Here is a 14,725-nt window from a genome sequence, read left to right on the forward strand (position 1 = left end):
GTGTAATCGGATTCTTCAGCCGGAGCGAGTTCACGCCATGGATCGTTCACACCGTGGACAAGTCGGCGGGCGTGTCGATATCGAGAAAGATGCCGCGATCCTGCACCGCCACCTCGGTTACCGGGCAGGTTTGCAGCAGGCGACGCGCGCCCTGGTCGCCCTGCAGTGCCAGCAGCGCGTCCAGGTGCACGCGGCCGAAGCCGACCGGATTGCCGCGCCGGCCATCCTGGACCGGGGCCACGATCGGCGCGCCGGCGGCCAGGGCGTCGCGCAATGCGGCCAGGGTGGACGGTGCCACATGCGGCATGTCGCCCAGCGCCACCAGCCAGGCATCCGGCGCTCCGCCCGCAGCGGACGGGGAATGACGCAACGAATAGTGCAATGCGTGCACCAGCGACGCAGCCATGCCGCTGTCCGCATCCGCGCACACGGTAACGTCGCAGCCCAGCCCCGCCAGCAGCGCGGCCACGCCGCCGTCAAGAGGCGGCACCACCGCGACCACGCGCGGCATGACGGCCAGCAGCTTGCGCGCGCCGGCCACCACCAGCGGGTCGCCCGAGGGCAGCACTTGCAGCAGCTTGTTGCGGGCGCCGGCAGGATCGAAGCGCCGTCCCCTGCCCGCGGCCATCAGGATTCCAACCGGCGCAGAGCCGAGGGCGCCCATGCTCGCGGGATTACTGCTTGATCGACTGCAGTTTCTTCTCGAGCGTCGGCAGGTCGACCGCGCCCGGGATGCGGCTGCCGTCGGTAAAGAAGATCGCCGGCGTGCCGGTGATCCGCAGTTGCTGGCCGAGTGCCACGATCTTGTCGTTCGGGGTGTCGCAGCTGGCGGGGGCCGCCGGCGCTGCCTTGCCGCTGATCATCCAGTCATCCCAGGCCTTGGCGCGGTCCGGCGAACACCAGATGTTCTTCGATTTCACGAACGAGTCGTCCGACAGGATGTTGTACATGAAGGTGTAGACCGTCACGTTGTCCAGGTTCTTGAGCGTGGTCTGGCGCAGGCGCTTGCAGTAACCGCAGTTCGGGTCCTCGAACACGGCGATCACGCGCTTGCCGTCGCCCTTGACCTGCTTGATCGCCGAGCTCAGCGGCAGATCGGAGAACTTGATCTTGTTGATGTCCTGGATGCGTTCGCTGGTCAGGTCGCGCGTGGTCTTGGCATCGTAGACATGGCCGATGACCAGGTATTCGCCCTTCTTGTCGGTGTACATGATGTCGCCGGCAACGCGCAGCTCGTACAGGCCAGAATACGGGGTTTCCTTGATCGACTCGATCTTGGCCCCGCCCAGGCGCGGCTCGATGTTCTTCTTGATGGTCGCCTCGACCGAGTTCTGCGCCTCGACGCAGGACGTGATCAGGCCGGTCGCCAGCAAGAGGGCGAGCTTGGTTTTGAACATGACTGAATTCCTAATGACGGTATGTGGAAATTATTTGCCGGCCGGGTTGCCGAGTGCATGGGCAATCAAACGACGCTTGACCAGAGGCAATTTATCCAGCAAGTTTAAGCCCAAATTGCGGACCACGCGCAACGGTTCCAGGTTAGTACTGAACAAACGCTCGAGGCCGTCGGTAGCAAGTTGCATCAGCAACACATCTTCCTTGCGCGCGCGGGCGTAGCGCGCCAGCACGCGCTCGTCGCCGATGCCGTGGTGCGCTTCGCGTGCGCCAAGCACTTCCAGCAGGTCGACGATGTCGCCGAAGCCCAAGTTCATGCCATGGCCGGCCAGCGGATGCACCACGTGGGCGGCATCGCCGATCAGCACCACGTGCGGCGCCGTCACCGCATGCGGACGCACCAGCGCCAGCGGCAGCGCCTTCACCGCTTCCGGCTGCAGCGGCTTGAGCAGGCCGAGCTTGTCGTCGGCGTGTTCGCCGAGGCGGATCGCGAGCTCGCCCAGCGATTCGTTCATGATGGTGTCGGCCAGGGTGTCCGGCGCCGACCACACCAGCGACACCTGGTTGCCCGGCAGCGGCAGCAAGGCGATGATGCCTTCCTTGCAGGTGAACCACTGGTGGGCGACGTTGTGGTGCGGCTTCTCGCAAGAAAAATTGGCGACGATCGCGCGCTGGTGATACGCGCGGTAATCGATGCCGATGTCGCATTGGCCGCGCACCCAGGATTCGCGCCCGTCGGCGCCGACCACCAGTTGCGCGTCGATGTGGCTGCCGTCTTCCAGCTCGATGCGGGCACCGTCGGTGCTGCAGGCCAGCCGGACGGCACGGCCGCCGACCACCTCGACGTTCTGGGCGAAGCGCAGCGCGGCATCCAGCGCCGCGTTCAAGTTGCTGTCCTCGACGATCCAGGCCAGCGTGCCGGTGTGGGCGCCGAAGGCATCGAAGCCGAGCTGGCCGCCGTTCTCGCCGTCGCCATGCACGTCCATCGCATCGACCGGCGCCACGCGCGCCAGGTCGAGCGCGCCCCACACCTTCAGCGAGGACAGCAGTTCGTGCGCCGTATGGTTGAGCGCGTACACGCGCACGTCCCAGGGAGCCTCGCCCGCCACGGCCGCGGGGCGGCGCGGCGGCGTCAGGAGCGTGACGCTGTGTCCGGCCTGCGACAAGCCCAGGGCAGCGGTCTTGGCAATCGCGCCGTCGCCGACGATGCAGACGTCGCTGCTGCGGCGGTCGCTACCGCGAAGCTCGTTACGGCTATTGCGCACTTGTGCGGTGGAAGTGATTTGTGTGGTCATGACACCATTATAGCCCCTTCGTTGCGCGCACTTTTCGCCGGGCTGGACGGCCTGATCGGACGCTTTCATGAAAAAATTGCCTGACAGGACTTGCGGGTGCGGGAAGCGCTGGCTATAATCATGCCTCTCTTGGCCTGGTAGCTCAGTTGGTAGAGCAGAGGATTGAAAATCCTTGTGTCGGTGGTTCAATTCCGCCCCGGGCCACCAAGAATTCCGCAGCACCTGCGCTGCCTGCAAGACGCCACCTCCGGGTGGCGTTTTTGTTTTCAAGGTTCCCCCCATGTCCACCCTGCCGCCCTGCCCCGCATGCCAGTCCGTTTATACCTATGAAGACGGCAGCGGCCAATACGCCTGTCCCGAATGCGCGCACGAGTGGCCGGTGCAGGCCGCCGCGCCCCAAGCCGGCCGGGTCTGGCGCGATGCGTCCGGCACGATCCTGCAGGACGGCGATACGGTCACCGTCATCAAGGACCTGAAGCCCAAGGGTTCCGGCGGCGTCATCAAGCAGGGCACCAAGGTCAAGAACATCCGCCTGGTCGACGCCGACCACGATATCGACTGCAAGATCGACGGCTTCGGCGCGATGAGTCTCAAGACGGAATTCGTGCGCAAGGCGTGACCGGCGTTTGCTGCAGCTCAGCATTGCACCCCGCATATTTATGGTCTAACTTGTAATTCCGGTCATGCACGAAGCGCGCCCGGCCGGAACGATCCGGCACGCTGCGTCCTGGGCGAACCTCACTTCCCATTACAAGGAGACAAGACATGCCACGCTATATGGTTGAACGCACTTTTCCGGATGGCCTCAACGTCCCGGTCGACGCGACCGGGGCAGAAGCCTTGAGCAAGATTGTCCAGGCCAACAGCGAACAGGGCGTCACCTGGGTCCATTCCTACGTCAGCGGCGACAAGACCCGCACCTTCTGCATCTACGATGCGCCCACGCCCGAGGCCATCCGCCAGGTTGCCGAACGCAATGGCTTGCCGGTCAACAGCATTACCGAAGTATCGGTGCTGGCACCCTATTTCTATCACTGAGCGATCACTGAGCCATCCCTCTGCCGCCGGGCCGGCGCACGCCAGTGCGCCGGCCAATCGTGAACCCGGGCTATACTGAGTTGTAACCATTTCGCCACGGCGATGATGTTGCCACAGGCGATTGCCGGTCCATAGCGGCTGCGCTCGTTTGCAGCGTGGCCAACCACGTTCACGTTTTTGACAGGGGGTAATATGCAAACAACCTGGATTATTGCGGCCAATGCTGGCCGGGCAAGGTTCTTTTCCGAAGCCGATTCCGCTGAACCATTGCAAGAACTCGATGACATGGTGAATTCCGTCGCGCACCTGCGTACGGCGGATACCGAAACCGACAGGCTCGGCCCGACCTCGGCCAGTGGCAGCAGCCACAATATCGGCAACCCCCAGGGCACGGGCGCTGCGCACAACGGCCAGGCAGGCGCACCCAACAAGCAATACCAGCCAGCCCAGACCCCGGCCCAGCATGCAGCCGAGAAATTCGCCAAGGATATTTCGCAGTACCTGCTGGAGGCGCACCGCGACGGCCGCTACAAGCAGCTGGTGGTGGTGGCGTCGCCCGAATTCCTGGGCACCCTGCGCGCCAACTTCGATCCGCAGCTGAAATCCCTGATCAAGCTGGAAGTCAACAAGGATTACACGCATTCCAACCCGCAGCAATTGCGTGAGCAACTGCGCGAGCAGCAGGCCAAGTCGCATTGAGCTAAATATCGAGCACGATCCCCGTCAACATGCCGCCTGCGGATGGCATGTCGATGGGAACCCGGGTATGGCAGAGCAGTCCAAACGCTGTGTGCATTGAACGCTGACCGGAGCCTCCATGAAACCAGTCCTTCCCGCGCTTGCCTGTCTGCTGGGCTTGCTCAGCTTTCCCCTCCTCGCCGCCGCCCAGGCGCCGCTCAAGAAAGCGGATGGCGTCCTCGTCGATGCCAAGGGCATGACGGTCTACACCTTCGCCAAGGACAGCGCCGACAGCGGCAAGAGCGCCTGCACCGGCCGCTGCGCCGAGAACTGGCCGCCGGTGCCGGCAACCGAGGCGCAGCCGGCAGCGCCCTATTCCACCGTCACGCGCGAGGACGGCAGCAAGCAGCTGGCCTACAAGGGCAAGCCGCTGTACACCTTCGTCAAGGACAAGAAACCGGGCGACAAGAGCGGCGACAAGGCAATGAATGCCTGGCACGCCGTGACCGACTGAGCGCCGGCAGGCGGCATCGCCGTTCGTCGGCGTTAGTGTTCAGGCCGCCTGAGTCGCCCGCAACCGTTTCTCTTCGCGCGCCATCAGCCAGATGGTGCGCATGTTGACGATCGCGATCACGGTCTCCAGCGCGGTTCCGCCGACCGAACCCGACATCAGGTTGTTGCCGATCCACAGGAAGGTCCCGCACAGCATGACCAGGCGCATCGGCACGCCGCGCAGCAGGAACAGGGCCAGCGTGCCGATGCAGGAGGCCGCCAGCGGCAGCCAGGCGGCGGCGCTGGTGGCCAGGGCGAGGCCGAGGGCGATGTTGGCGGCAACGATGACCAGCGCCACCCACAGCGCGCGCGTGCGCAGCGCCAGCACCGAGCGCAGCAGCGACATGGTCGAGCTGGCAACCGCGGTCGGATTGCCGAGCAGCGCAAAATGGACGATGTAGGCGAAGCATTCCGCCGCCATGTATTGCTTGAAGCGGCGGTCATCCCTTTGCATGAAGGCCGTCACGCCGAGCACGAACGCAATATAACCGACGCATTGCGCCGGCGAGAACCAATCGATCGTCATCGACAGCGTTGGAAAAAGACAGGAAGCGGCCTGGGGGAGGCATTATAGCCGCCCTGTCACAGCCCGGTCATATGGCTCAGGCAAGCTCGCAAGCACCACCTCGGCCAAGAGCGCATCCATGTCCAACAGCGAGTACATGAACGAGTACATTAGCGGATACAAGACCAACAAGCGGCTGCTGATCCTCGACGCCGACGGTACCACCATCGATGCCTTTGCGGCAATCCGGCAAGCCTTCGCGCGGCACGGCCTGGACATCGGCGACGAGACCAGTTTCCAGAAACGCCGTCACCTGCTGAAGTATCTCGGCGGCCTGAAGGAATTCCCGTCGATCATCAAGAAGAACCTGCGCAAGAACAGCCGTGCCAAGCTGGTCGACAGCCTGACCGAGGTGTATCGCGAGGAAGCGCGCCTGTATGCCGGCATTCCCGAGCTGGTCCGGGAACTCATCGCGACACCCGACGTCATGGTCGGCATGGTCACCCGCAACATCACGAACGAGCCGCTGGTGACGCTGCGCCAGCTGTTCGCGCGCCACGACATCGATATCGATGCACTCGACTTTTTCGTGCACATCCCGCTGAGCGAAAAGAAGACCAGCCATTTCCGCGCGATCCGCGAGCAGTTCGACATCAATCCGGCGCGCGCCTACATCTGCGGCGACGAGCACAAGGATTTCAGGGCGGCGATCGGCACCGGCATGCACCCGTTCATGGTCTCGTACGGCTTCGAGGACCACGACCGGCTGACCACCAAGTTCGACATCCCGAACGAAGTGATCTCGCGCACCTCCGGCGAATTGTGCCGCCGTGTTCGCCACGCGCTCGACCTGGGATCCGGCCGAGAAGCCGGCGCGGAAGGCGCAACTCAGAACGCGTAAACCAGCAGCACGACGGCAAGCACGCCGAAGATCCAGTAGTCGATCGGCGCGCCGCCCGCCCAGCGCTTGTGCCAGGTCACGTACTGCGGCTTGAAGCGGCGCCAGCCGAAAGCCGGATTCACGATAAACCAGAGAAAATCCTCGGCGATCCAGAACAGCATGATGGAAGCCAGCGCCCGGGCTTCCAGCGGCAGCGACCACTGCCCCATGAAGAACAACGGGAAGTGGAAGCACAGGCCGACGAAGGAAAACATCCACAGGTGATAGCCGGTCATGGCGCGGCCGCCCCAGAAGATATCCAGCAAGGGGTGGCTTTCGATGCGCCAGGTCGGCAGGTTCGCGGCCCAGCCGGCATCGCCCTCGATTTCGACTTCGACCCGCGCAAACAGGTAGGCCAGCACCAGCACCGCGGCCAGCGTCGAGACCAGCTGGCCAATGACAGACAATTCAAATACGTGCATCTTCGCTTTCATGTTGCCGGAGGACGGTCTCGAGCACGCGCAAGCCCGCATGCGGGCGGCCCAGGGAACGGGCCCGAATGCGCATTGCCTCCAGTTGTTCGGGATGGTCCATCAGGTGACGGATCCGGTAGGCCAGGGTGTCGAGCGCATGCGCCTGCAGGGCCACACCCTGTTCGAGCAGGAAGTTGGCATTGCACTCCTCCTGGCCCGGGATCGGCGCATGCACGATCATGGGCAAGCCCAGCGCCAGGCATTCGGCGCTGGTGGCGCCACCCGGCTTGGTGATGACCAGGTCGGCGCAGGCCATCAGCCGCTCGACCCGGTCGCTGTAGCCCTGCGGCGACAGCCGGCCAGGATGCGCCGCCGCCAGGCGCCGCAGCGCCGCCAGTTCTTCGGCATTTTTTCCCGCCAAAACGATCAGCTGGAAGTCGCCGGGCAGCGCCAGCAGCGCCTGCGCGACCCCGCTCAAACCGCCGAGGCCGGCGCCGCCGCCCATCAGCAGGAAGGTCATGCGCGCCGGGTCGAGGCCGAGCGCACGGGCGCACGCCACGCGATCGGGCAGGCAGGCAAACGCCGGCATGGTCGGGATGCCGCTGACGTGCACCGCCTGCGCCGGAATGCCCTGCGCGCGCATGCGGAAGGCCACTTCCTCGTTGGGCGCGAAGTAGCCGGTGACGTGCGGGTGCAGCCACATGCGGTGCAGGTCGAAATCGGTCACCTGCACCCACAGCGCGCAGGCGAGCCGTCCCGCCGCGATCTCGTGCGACAGCAGCTCGGCCGGAAGGAAGTGCGTGCACACGACGATGTCCGGCTGGATCGCGGCGATCTTCGCGACCAGGGCGCGGCTCTCGTGGCGTTCGACGCGGCGCCGCAGGCGGTGCAGCGCACCGTCGGGGCGGGCTTGGTTGGTCAGCCGGTACAGGCGTGCCCACAGGCCCGGCGCGCGCCGCACCAGATAAAGGTACAGGCCGGTGTAGGCGGTGCGCAGGCGCGCCGTGGCGAAGGCGGTGGCGTCGAGGTGGGTAACCTCGAGCTCGTCCTGCCCGGCCGCGTAGGCGCGGATCGCCTCGGCGACCCGGGTGTGGCCGGCGCCGGCCGGCACGCTCAACAGAAGGATTTTTTTCGCGCCCATGCTGCCCCGTATGCCACTATCCCTCATGCAGACTCCCCGGCGGCCGCGCTGTGCAATGCCGGTCAGGCCGGCTGTTTGCGGCGCCGGCCCATCGCACCCAGCAGGCCCAGGCCGCCGAGCACCAGCGCGACGCTGGCCGGCTCCGGCACCTCGCCGGCATTGACGTTCACCCTGGTATAAGTGCCGTCGAAGCTGACGCGCAGCGGCAAGCGGTCGGTGCTGGCGGCGCGCACCAAGGCCTGGAAGGCGCTGTCGCCGGCCAGGTCGCCGGCGAAGCGCAGCAGGTAATCCGGCGTGCCCAGGATGCCGCTCAAGGCCAGGGTCTTGCCGGCGGCGATCTCGCCCAGGCCGCCGAAGGTCAGCCCGCCGACGCCGAAGTCGATGCCCGAATCGTCCGTCAGCGACAGGCTGGCGAAGCCCTGGCCGCCGGCGCCGCCCAGTTTCAGCAGGCCGCCGGCCAGCACCAGCGCGCTGTCGGCGGCGATGCGGTCGGCGCCGTCGAGGGTCAGCGCGCCGCCGCTCAGGATCGTGGCGCCGCCGTAGCTGCTCTTGCCGGACAGGGTCACGTCGCCGCTGCGGATTTCGACGCTGTTCACGTTCGAGATCGCGCCCGCGTAGGCGAAGGCATGGCCGGCGCCGGCATCGATGACGACGCCGGTGCTGCCGCTGCCGCCGTCGATGGCGCCCAGCACCCGCGCCGCCCCGCCCTGGATCACGATGCGGTTGGTGCCGCTCCCCATCTGGATCGCCTTGCCGCTGCTGCTGCCGTCGATGGTGCCGGCATTCGTGACGATGGTGTTGTCGGCGCCGGCCTTGATGGCGGCATTGGCGCTGCCGCCACCCAGGATCAGGGCGCCGGCATTGTTGTCGATGGTGACCGTGAAGCCGCTGGCCGCGCCCACCGCCACGATCGCCGAATCGCTTTGCCCGCGGATGGTGCCGCCGGCCTGGTTGACGATGGCGGCGTTGCCGTACAGGCCTTCGCGGGTGCCGGCCTGGGCGCCGCCGGCGATGTCGTTACCGGCCAGCGTGATGCCGCGCCCCACCGCATTGGCGTTGCCGGCGGCGACCAGGCCTTCGATGGTGCCGCTGTTGACGATGCGGCCGCCGCCGACGCTGATGCCTTCGCTGTAGGCCAGGCCGGCGGACGCCGGCTCCACCGCGTTGGTCGAACGGATCACGCCGCTGTTGGTGATGTTGGCGATGCCGTCGACGTCGATGCCGTCGCCGTCGCCGCTGACGCCGGCGCCGACGATGGTGCCGCCATTCACCACGGTCAGCACCTGGCGGCCATTGAAGCCATCGATGTTGAGGCCGGAACCGTTGCTGCCGGCGATGGTCGCGCCGGCAGTGTTGGTCACCGTCATGCTGAAGGCGCTGGCACTGTCGAGCTGGCCGCCGGTGATGCCATGCCGTCCGCCCTGGATCAGGCCGCTGTTCGCGACCACGATGCCGCTGTTGTTCTGGCCGTCGACGCCGTCGCTGCCGCCGCCAGTAGCGGCGCTGGAGCGGATCGTGCCTGCATTGTTGACCACGCCGTTGGCGCCGGGGCGGACGGCGTCGGCTTCGTTCGCCTGCAGCACGCCGCCGGCGTAATTGTTGACCACGTTCGCACCCGTCACCGAGGCGAAATCCACGGCTTGCGCGCCGCCGTTGGACGCGTTCAGCGACAGCAGAGTGCCGTAGTTGTTCAAGGTGACGCTGGCGGCCGGCACGTTCATCTGGATGACGTCGGCGTCCGCGGTGCGGATCAGCGCAGCGCGGTTGGTGCTGCTGCCGTTATTGACGACCAGCCCGCTCACGCCGCGGTTGTCGCGGATCGCGCGGCCGCTGCCGGTCTGGACGATGCTGCCCAGGTTGTTCAACACGGCGTTGTTGCCGGTGATGCCCACCGCCACCGTCGAGCCGGCCACGGTCAGCGAAGCGCCCTGCGCGACGGTGCCGGTTTCGCCGCCGGCCGTGCCGAGGACTTGCGCCGCGGTGCTCGGCGTCGTGATCAGGAACGGGGTGGCGGAGGCGCCGGCGCTGCCGAGGGCCAGTGCCAATGCCAGGGCAAGGGGTTTGAACAACAGAGGTTGGAATAGCGGCGCCGAACGTGACATAAGATCATCCATGGAGTGTAGCGACAACCATAGACTATATTTATGACAACGAAATGACCCGAAAACGATGTTGTTCAGTTACGCGGGATGGGGCTATTCGACGAGAATCCCTTCCTGCTACACTGCGCCGCACTTTCCCTACCGAAGCGGAGCAGACATGCAGACATTCGCCGTGCGCACGATCGCGCTGGCCCTCGCCGTCATCGCGGCGGCCCTGTGCTGGATCGGCTGGCAGACGGCACAGCACGGCAAGGTCCCCGATACCGGCAGCGCCTACCAGTCGGTGGCGCTGATCAACGGCCAGTTGTACTTCGGCCGGCTGGAGGCTGCCGGCGACTACCTGTCGCTGCGCGACGTGTTCTACGTCCAGACCCGGCAGAACCCGGAGACACGCGCGGTCGCCAACGTGCTGGTCAAGCGCGGCGCCGAACCGCACCAGCCGGACCGCATGCTGATCAGCCGCCGGCAGGTGCTCCTGATCGAGCCGGTGAAAGCCGATTCGCCGGTCGCCAAGCTGATTGCCGAGCAGAATACGCAGCCAAAATAAGCGCTGCTAGCCGGCGTGGGGGTCGGCGCCGTGGTGCCCCAGGTCGATCCCGGCACCGCCGCCCTCCATGCCGCCCCCACCTCCTCCACCTCCACCTCCTCCACCGCCGCCTTTACCGCCGCCGCCCTTGTCGCCATCGCCCTTGGCGCGTCCGCCGCCACTCCCCTGGGTCCGCGTCGGCCCCTGCAGCGGCACGCGCGCATCCTCCGGCAGCGGCCCCAGGTCGAGCGCTTCGCGGACGAAGCTGCGCAGCGAGATCACCAGGTCGGCGGTGTGGATCGGGCGCCCGGCCGCCATGTCGCGCGCGGCTTGCGCCGCCAGGCGGCAGTGCTCTTCGGTGCCGAGCAGCAGGATGTCGGCCAGGGCCGCTTCGACCGCGTCGCGGATGCGCCGTGCGCGGTCGGAATTGGTGAGGGACGCCTCAGGCCGGGCCGCGTCAGGCCGGGCCGCGTCGAGCCGGCCTTCGTCGACCTCCGCCGGCGGCGCCATGCGCAGCTCGCGCAGGTGGGTCGGGTCCACCGTCAGCTGGCCGGTGAACGAGCCGCCCAGCGTGCGGTAGGCCGAGATCAGCGTGCGCAGGCGCTCGTTGATCTGGCGGTTCATGCGCTCGCGGCGCTGCTGCACGGTCTGCATCATCAGCACGCGAATGCCGACGCCGAGCAGGGTAAACACGGCAAGGCTGAGGAAGGTCGTCAGGACCGCCTGCCAGGAACTGAAATCCAGGTAGCGCACATTCACTCCAGGTCATCATGCAAGCTGTAGTGTAGCGGCCGTGCGGCAGCGCCAACGTTAGCACACGAACATGCTGCCAAAATGTAACTTTTCGTATTTACACATTGACGATATATCTTGTCTTTCGAGTGTCGGTAATTTTTACAAATTTCCGCAACCTCAATCGGCGGCGCCTTGAACAAAGCCCGTCCATCCAGGAGAACCGGTCGCGAGGCATGAAATTTGCACATGAGAGACGACTTCGCCTCATCTTGAGAGCGCGGGAATCTAAATTATCAGGAGACAACATGCACACCCCTCGTACCCTGCGCCGCCTCGGCACCGCCCTGTTTGCCGGCCTGGCTTTCGGCGCTGTTGCTGTACCAGCCTCGGCCACTACGACCATCCTGTTCATCGGCAACAGCTTTACTTATGGCGAGCCGGCCGGCGCCGCGCCCACCGTCCAGTATTACCAGCCGAATACGGTCACCGACCTGAACGGCTCCGGCATCGGCGGCGTCCCGGCCCTGTTCAAGGCCATGACCGTCCAGGCCGGCCTGGATTACAAGGTCAGCCTGGAAACCATTCCCGGCGTCGGCCTCGACACCCACTACAACACCAAGCTGGACACCATACTCGCCCCCTACGACAAGGTGGTCATGCAGAGCTACAGCACGCTGGATGCCGCGAAGCCCGGCGATCCCGCCAAGCTGATCCAGTATTCCGGCCTGCTGGCGCAAGCTTTCCACAGCCTCAACCCGGACGTGAACATCCTGCTGGACGCGACCTGGTCGCGCGCCGACCTCACCTACCGGACCAATAGCCCGTGGCTGGGCCAGTCGATCTTCCAGATGGCGCTCGACATCCGCAAGGGCTACGACGCCGCCGACGCCGCGTCCGACCTGATCGACGGCGTGATCCCGGTCGGCCAGGCCTGGAACCGTGCCATCGCCGGCGGCCTGGCCGACGCCAACCCGTACGACGGCATCGGCGATGGCCAGATCGACCTGTGGGCGCCGGAGAACTACCATGCCAGCCCCTACGGCTACTATCTGGAAGCGCTGACCATGTTCGGCAGCATCACCGGCCTCGACCCGACCTCGCTCGGCGCCGGCGACACCGTCGCACGCGACCTCGGCATCAGCGCCGCGCATGCCGCCGCACTGCAGCGCTTTGCATCCGAGCAGCTGGCCGCCGAAGTGCCGGAACCGGGTACAGTGGCGATGTTCCTGACGCTGGGTGGCCTGATGTGCGTGGCGCGCCGCCGCAAAGCGCCGCGCGGCTGATCCGGCTGGACAAAACGGCCGGCAGGCGGAATACTTGTTTGTAACTTTCACTAGGACCATCATGCTGGCCCACCTTACTGTCCCGCCTCCCGTGCGCCGCCTGCTCGGCGGCGCTGCCCTCGCCGCCCTCACTGCCGGCGCCGGCGCAGCGCCTGCCACCACCGTCCTGTTCGTCGGCAACAGTTTCACCTACGGCGACCCCGCCGGCGCACCGGCGCCGTCGGTCAAGGCCTACCGGCCGGACACGGTCACCGACCTGAACGGCGCCGGCATCGGCGGCGTGCCGGCCCTGTTCAAGACCTTCACCGAGGAAGCCGGGCTGCACTACGACGTCAGCCTGGAAACCATCCCCGGCGCCGGCCTGCACGACCATTACGACAAGAAGCTGGGCACCATCGCGAAAGCCTGGGACCTGGTGCTGCTGCAGAGCTACAGCACGCTCGACGCCAAGCGGCCCGGCAATCCGGAGATACTGATCAAATATTCGGGCCTGCTGGCCGAAGCCTTCCACGACAAGAACCCCAAGGTGCGCGTGATGCTGACCGCGACCTGGTCGCGTGCGGACCAGACCTGGAAGCCGGACGGCGCCTGGTACGGCAAGCCGATCGCCCAGATGGCAACGGACGTGCGCCACGGCTACGATGCCGCCGACGCCGCCTCGCCCCTGATCGACGGCGTGATTCCGGTCGGCGAAGCCTGGAACCGCGCGATTGCCGGCGGCCTGGCCGATCCGAACCCGTACGACGGCATTACCGCCGGCCAGATCAACCTGTGGGCGCCGGACAACTACCACGGCAGCGTCCACGGCTATTACCTGGAAGCGCTGACCGTCTTCGGTGCCGTCACCGGCAAGGACCCGCGTTCGCTCGGCGCCAGCGAGCACGCGGCGCGTGAACTCGGCATCGATCCGGCCACCGCCATGGCCCTGCAGCGCATTGCCGCCGCGCAGCTGGCGCAGCCGAACGCGCGCTGAGGGGTGCCGATCAGCGCATGACTTGCAGCTTGACCTTCTTGCCGTCGCGGTAGGTGTACAGGGTCAGCGCGGCATTCAGCAGGTCGCCGTGGGGGTCGAAGGCGATGGTGCCGGTAACGCCCTGGTGCTTGACCTTCGCCAGCGCCGGCAGGAATTTCGCAGGGTCGCTGGAACCGGCCTGCTGCATCGCCTGCGCAAACACCATCACGGCGTCGTAGGCGTAGGGCGCGTAGGTCTGCAGTTCCATCTTGTAGCGCTGGCGGTAGCGGTCGCTGAAGGCCTTGGCCGCCGCCTCCTCGGGACCGGTGACGCCGCCCGCCACGACGCACAGGACGTGGTCGTTGCCGAGCGCGTCGCCCGCCAGCTGCGGCAGCTTTTCCGAGCAGATGCCGTCGCCCGACACCAGCTTCGCCCCCATGCCGAGCGCCTTCATCTGCTTCAGCAGCGGACCGGCCACCGCGTCCATGCCGCCGTAGAACACCACGTCCGGCTTGCGCGCGCGGATCTGGGTCAGGATCGCATTGAAGTCGGTCGCCTTGTCGTTGGTGAACTGGCGGCTGACCAGCTCGGCCCCGCCGGCCGCCTTGACGCCCTTCACGAATTCGTCGGCCAGGCCCTGGCCGAAGGCGGTGCGGTCGTCGATCACGGCAATCTTCGTCGCGTGCAGGGTCTTGATCGAATACGTGGCCAGCGTGCGCCCGACCAGGCCGTCGTTGGCGACCACGCGGAAGGCGGTTTTATAACTCTGGCGGGTGTACAGCGGCGTGGTGGCCGCCGGCGAGATTTGCGGAATGCCGGCGCTGTTGTAGATCTTCGAGGCCGGCACCGTGGTGCCCGAGTTCAGGTGCCCCACCACGGCCACGGCGCCGGCGTCGACCAGCTTCTGCGCGGCGGCGGTGCCCATCTTCGGGTCGGCGCCGTCGTCCTCGGGCTGCAGCACCCATTTCACCTGCTTGCCGCCGACCGGCGTGCCCTTGGCGTTGAGTTCGTCGATCGCCATGCGCGCGCCGTTTTCGATGTCCTTGCCCTGGTGGGCGCCGGAGCCGGACAGCGGCGACACCGTGCCGATCTTTACGGTCGTCTGGGCCTGCACGGCGGGCGCGGCGGCGAGGACGAACAGGCATGGGAGGAGAATGGAGCGACGCATGA

The 14,725-nt window shown here is 66.3% G+C and carries 17 protein-coding genes and 1 tRNA gene; 9 read left to right on the top strand and 9 right to left on the bottom strand.

Annotated elements, in window-relative coordinates; all coding sequences use genetic code 11:
- Positions 1-46: 46 nt before the first annotated feature.
- Genes U1H99_RS25155 through U1H99_RS25165 form a run of 3 tightly spaced genes read right to left on the bottom strand, consistent with a single transcriptional unit; the run spans position 47 to position 2,690 of the window.
- Complete coding sequence (locus tag U1H99_RS25155) at positions 47-628, bottom strand: nucleotidyltransferase family protein (RefSeq protein WP_323144417.1); 582 nt, start codon at positions 626-628, stop codon at positions 47-49.
- A gap of 46 nt (positions 629-674) precedes the next feature.
- Positions 675-1,397, bottom strand: a complete 723-nt coding sequence (locus U1H99_RS25160; RefSeq protein ID WP_323144418.1) for a DsbC family protein — start codon at positions 1,395-1,397, stop codon at positions 675-677.
- A gap of 30 nt (positions 1,398-1,427) precedes the next feature.
- Complete coding sequence (locus U1H99_RS25165; RefSeq protein WP_323144419.1) at positions 1,428-2,690, bottom strand: FAD-dependent monooxygenase; 1,263 nt, start codon at positions 2,688-2,690, stop codon at positions 1,428-1,430.
- Positions 2,691-2,821: 131 nt separating this feature from the next.
- Between U1H99_RS25165 and U1H99_RS25170 the strand changes: the two genes are divergently transcribed.
- The 5 genes from U1H99_RS25170 to U1H99_RS25190 all read left to right on the top strand — a co-directional run bounded on the left by U1H99_RS25170 (position 2,822) and on the right by U1H99_RS25190 (position 4,920).
- Positions 2,822-2,897 (top strand) — tRNA-Phe (locus U1H99_RS25170).
- A 73-nt stretch (positions 2,898-2,970) separates the two neighbouring features.
- On the top strand, positions 2,971-3,309 hold the full coding sequence (locus tag U1H99_RS25175) for a zinc ribbon domain-containing protein YjdM (protein ID WP_323144420.1): 339 nt from the start codon (positions 2,971-2,973) through the stop codon (positions 3,307-3,309).
- 146 nt (positions 3,310-3,455) lie between these two features.
- Complete coding sequence (locus tag U1H99_RS25180) at positions 3,456-3,728, top strand: DUF4242 domain-containing protein (protein ID WP_323144421.1); 273 nt, start codon at positions 3,456-3,458, stop codon at positions 3,726-3,728.
- A 192-nt stretch (positions 3,729-3,920) separates the two neighbouring features.
- Positions 3,921-4,427 carry a host attachment protein gene (locus U1H99_RS25185; RefSeq protein WP_323144422.1) on the top strand — a complete coding sequence of 169 codons (507 nt, stop codon included), beginning with the start codon at positions 3,921-3,923 and terminating at the stop codon, positions 4,425-4,427.
- A 118-nt stretch (positions 4,428-4,545) separates the two neighbouring features.
- Positions 4,546-4,920: a COG4315 family predicted lipoprotein gene (locus U1H99_RS25190; protein WP_323144423.1), complete on the top strand. Its 375-nt coding sequence runs from the start codon at positions 4,546-4,548 to the stop codon at positions 4,918-4,920.
- Positions 4,921-4,959: 39 nt separating this feature from the next.
- Here the strand turns inward: U1H99_RS25190 and U1H99_RS25195 are convergent, their stop codons facing one another.
- Positions 4,960-5,484, bottom strand: a complete 525-nt coding sequence (locus U1H99_RS25195; RefSeq protein WP_323144424.1) for a YgjV family protein — start codon at positions 5,482-5,484, stop codon at positions 4,960-4,962.
- Positions 5,485-5,602: 118 nt separating this feature from the next.
- Here U1H99_RS25195 and U1H99_RS25200 point away from each other — a divergent pair, with 118 nt between their 5' ends.
- Positions 5,603-6,364 (top strand): HAD family hydrolase, encoded by a 762-nt coding sequence (locus tag U1H99_RS25200; RefSeq protein ID WP_323144425.1) that lies wholly within the window; start codon positions 5,603-5,605, stop codon positions 6,362-6,364.
- On the opposite strand, the gene U1H99_RS25205 is transcribed toward U1H99_RS25200, so the two are convergent.
- The 3 genes from U1H99_RS25205 to U1H99_RS25215 form a co-directional block, all read right to left on the bottom strand.
- A complete protein-coding gene (locus U1H99_RS25205; protein ID WP_323144426.1) occupies positions 6,352-6,825 on the bottom strand; it encodes a hypothetical protein in 474 nt (157 codons plus the stop codon). The genes U1H99_RS25200 and U1H99_RS25205 overlap by 13 nt on opposite strands.
- A complete protein-coding gene (locus U1H99_RS25210; RefSeq protein WP_323144427.1) occupies positions 6,812-7,957 on the bottom strand; it encodes an MGDG synthase family glycosyltransferase in 1,146 nt (381 codons plus the stop codon). Before U1H99_RS25210 ends, U1H99_RS25205 begins: the two co-directional genes overlap by 14 nt.
- A 62-nt stretch (positions 7,958-8,019) precedes the next feature.
- Positions 8,020-10,026: a beta strand repeat-containing protein gene (locus tag U1H99_RS25215; RefSeq protein ID WP_323144428.1), complete on the bottom strand. Its 2,007-nt coding sequence runs from the start codon at positions 10,024-10,026 to the stop codon at positions 8,020-8,022.
- Between the two features lie 190 nt (positions 10,027-10,216).
- On the opposite strand from U1H99_RS25215, the gene U1H99_RS25220 reads away from it, so the two are divergent.
- Positions 10,217-10,606 (top strand): hypothetical protein, encoded by a 390-nt coding sequence (locus U1H99_RS25220; protein WP_323144429.1) that lies wholly within the window; start codon positions 10,217-10,219, stop codon positions 10,604-10,606.
- Between the two features lie 6 nt (positions 10,607-10,612).
- Here U1H99_RS25220 and U1H99_RS25225 read toward each other — a convergent pair whose 3' ends face one another.
- On the bottom strand, positions 10,613-11,338 hold the full coding sequence (locus U1H99_RS25225) for a hypothetical protein (protein ID WP_323144430.1): 726 nt from the start codon (positions 11,336-11,338) through the stop codon (positions 10,613-10,615).
- 287 nt (positions 11,339-11,625) lie between these two features.
- Here U1H99_RS25225 and U1H99_RS25230 point away from each other — a divergent pair, with 287 nt between their 5' ends.
- Together U1H99_RS25230 and U1H99_RS25235 are read left to right on the top strand one after the other, a co-directional pair.
- Positions 11,626-12,603, top strand: a complete 978-nt coding sequence (locus U1H99_RS25230; protein WP_323144431.1) for a PEP-CTERM sorting domain-containing protein — start codon at positions 11,626-11,628, stop codon at positions 12,601-12,603.
- 61 nt (positions 12,604-12,664) lie between these two features.
- Complete coding sequence (locus tag U1H99_RS25235; RefSeq protein ID WP_323144432.1) at positions 12,665-13,576, top strand: DUF4886 domain-containing protein; 912 nt, start codon at positions 12,665-12,667, stop codon at positions 13,574-13,576.
- Between the two features lie 10 nt (positions 13,577-13,586).
- Here U1H99_RS25235 and U1H99_RS25240 read toward each other — a convergent pair whose 3' ends face one another.
- Positions 13,587-14,723: a branched-chain amino acid ABC transporter substrate-binding protein gene (locus U1H99_RS25240; protein WP_323144433.1), complete on the bottom strand. Its 1,137-nt coding sequence runs from the start codon at positions 14,721-14,723 to the stop codon at positions 13,587-13,589.
- Positions 14,724-14,725 lie beyond the last annotated feature (2 nt).

Origin of the sequence: Massilia phyllosphaerae, from assembly GCF_034659755.1 — a bacterium.
Lineage (GTDB): Bacteria > Pseudomonadota > Gammaproteobacteria > Burkholderiales > Burkholderiaceae_D > Telluria > Telluria phyllosphaerae.

Excerpts from the sequence above, each read along its gene's own strand:
- U1H99_RS25155 (WP_323144417.1), bottom strand. The coding sequence starts at position 628 with ATGGCCGCGGGCAGGGGACGGCGCTTCGATCCTGCCGGCGCCCGCAAC.
- U1H99_RS25160 (WP_323144418.1), bottom strand. The coding sequence starts at position 1,397 with ATGTTCAAAACCAAGCTCGCCCTCTTGCTGGCGACCGGCCTGATCACG.
- U1H99_RS25165 (WP_323144419.1), bottom strand. The coding sequence starts at position 2,690 with ATGACCACACAAATCACTTCCACCGCACAAGTGCGCAATAGCCGTAAC.
- U1H99_RS25175 (WP_323144420.1), top strand. The coding sequence starts at position 2,971 with ATGTCCACCCTGCCGCCCTGCCCCGCATGCCAGTCCGTTTATACCTAT.
- U1H99_RS25180 (WP_323144421.1), top strand. The coding sequence starts at position 3,456 with ATGCCACGCTATATGGTTGAACGCACTTTTCCGGATGGCCTCAACGTC.
- U1H99_RS25185 (WP_323144422.1), top strand. The coding sequence starts at position 3,921 with ATGCAAACAACCTGGATTATTGCGGCCAATGCTGGCCGGGCAAGGTTC.
- U1H99_RS25190 (WP_323144423.1), top strand. The coding sequence starts at position 4,546 with ATGAAACCAGTCCTTCCCGCGCTTGCCTGTCTGCTGGGCTTGCTCAGC.
- U1H99_RS25195 (WP_323144424.1), bottom strand. The coding sequence starts at position 5,484 with ATGACGATCGATTGGTTCTCGCCGGCGCAATGCGTCGGTTATATTGCG.
- U1H99_RS25200 (WP_323144425.1), top strand. The coding sequence starts at position 5,603 with ATGTCCAACAGCGAGTACATGAACGAGTACATTAGCGGATACAAGACC.
- U1H99_RS25205 (WP_323144426.1), bottom strand. The coding sequence starts at position 6,825 with ATGCACGTATTTGAATTGTCTGTCATTGGCCAGCTGGTCTCGACGCTG.
- U1H99_RS25210 (WP_323144427.1), bottom strand. The coding sequence starts at position 7,957 with ATGGGCGCGAAAAAAATCCTTCTGTTGAGCGTGCCGGCCGGCGCCGGC.
- U1H99_RS25220 (WP_323144429.1), top strand. The coding sequence starts at position 10,217 with ATGCAGACATTCGCCGTGCGCACGATCGCGCTGGCCCTCGCCGTCATC.
- U1H99_RS25230 (WP_323144431.1), top strand. The coding sequence starts at position 11,626 with ATGCACACCCCTCGTACCCTGCGCCGCCTCGGCACCGCCCTGTTTGCC.
- U1H99_RS25235 (WP_323144432.1), top strand. The coding sequence starts at position 12,665 with ATGCTGGCCCACCTTACTGTCCCGCCTCCCGTGCGCCGCCTGCTCGGC.
- U1H99_RS25240 (WP_323144433.1), bottom strand. The coding sequence starts at position 14,723 with ATGCGTCGCTCCATTCTCCTCCCATGCCTGTTCGTCCTCGCCGCCGCG.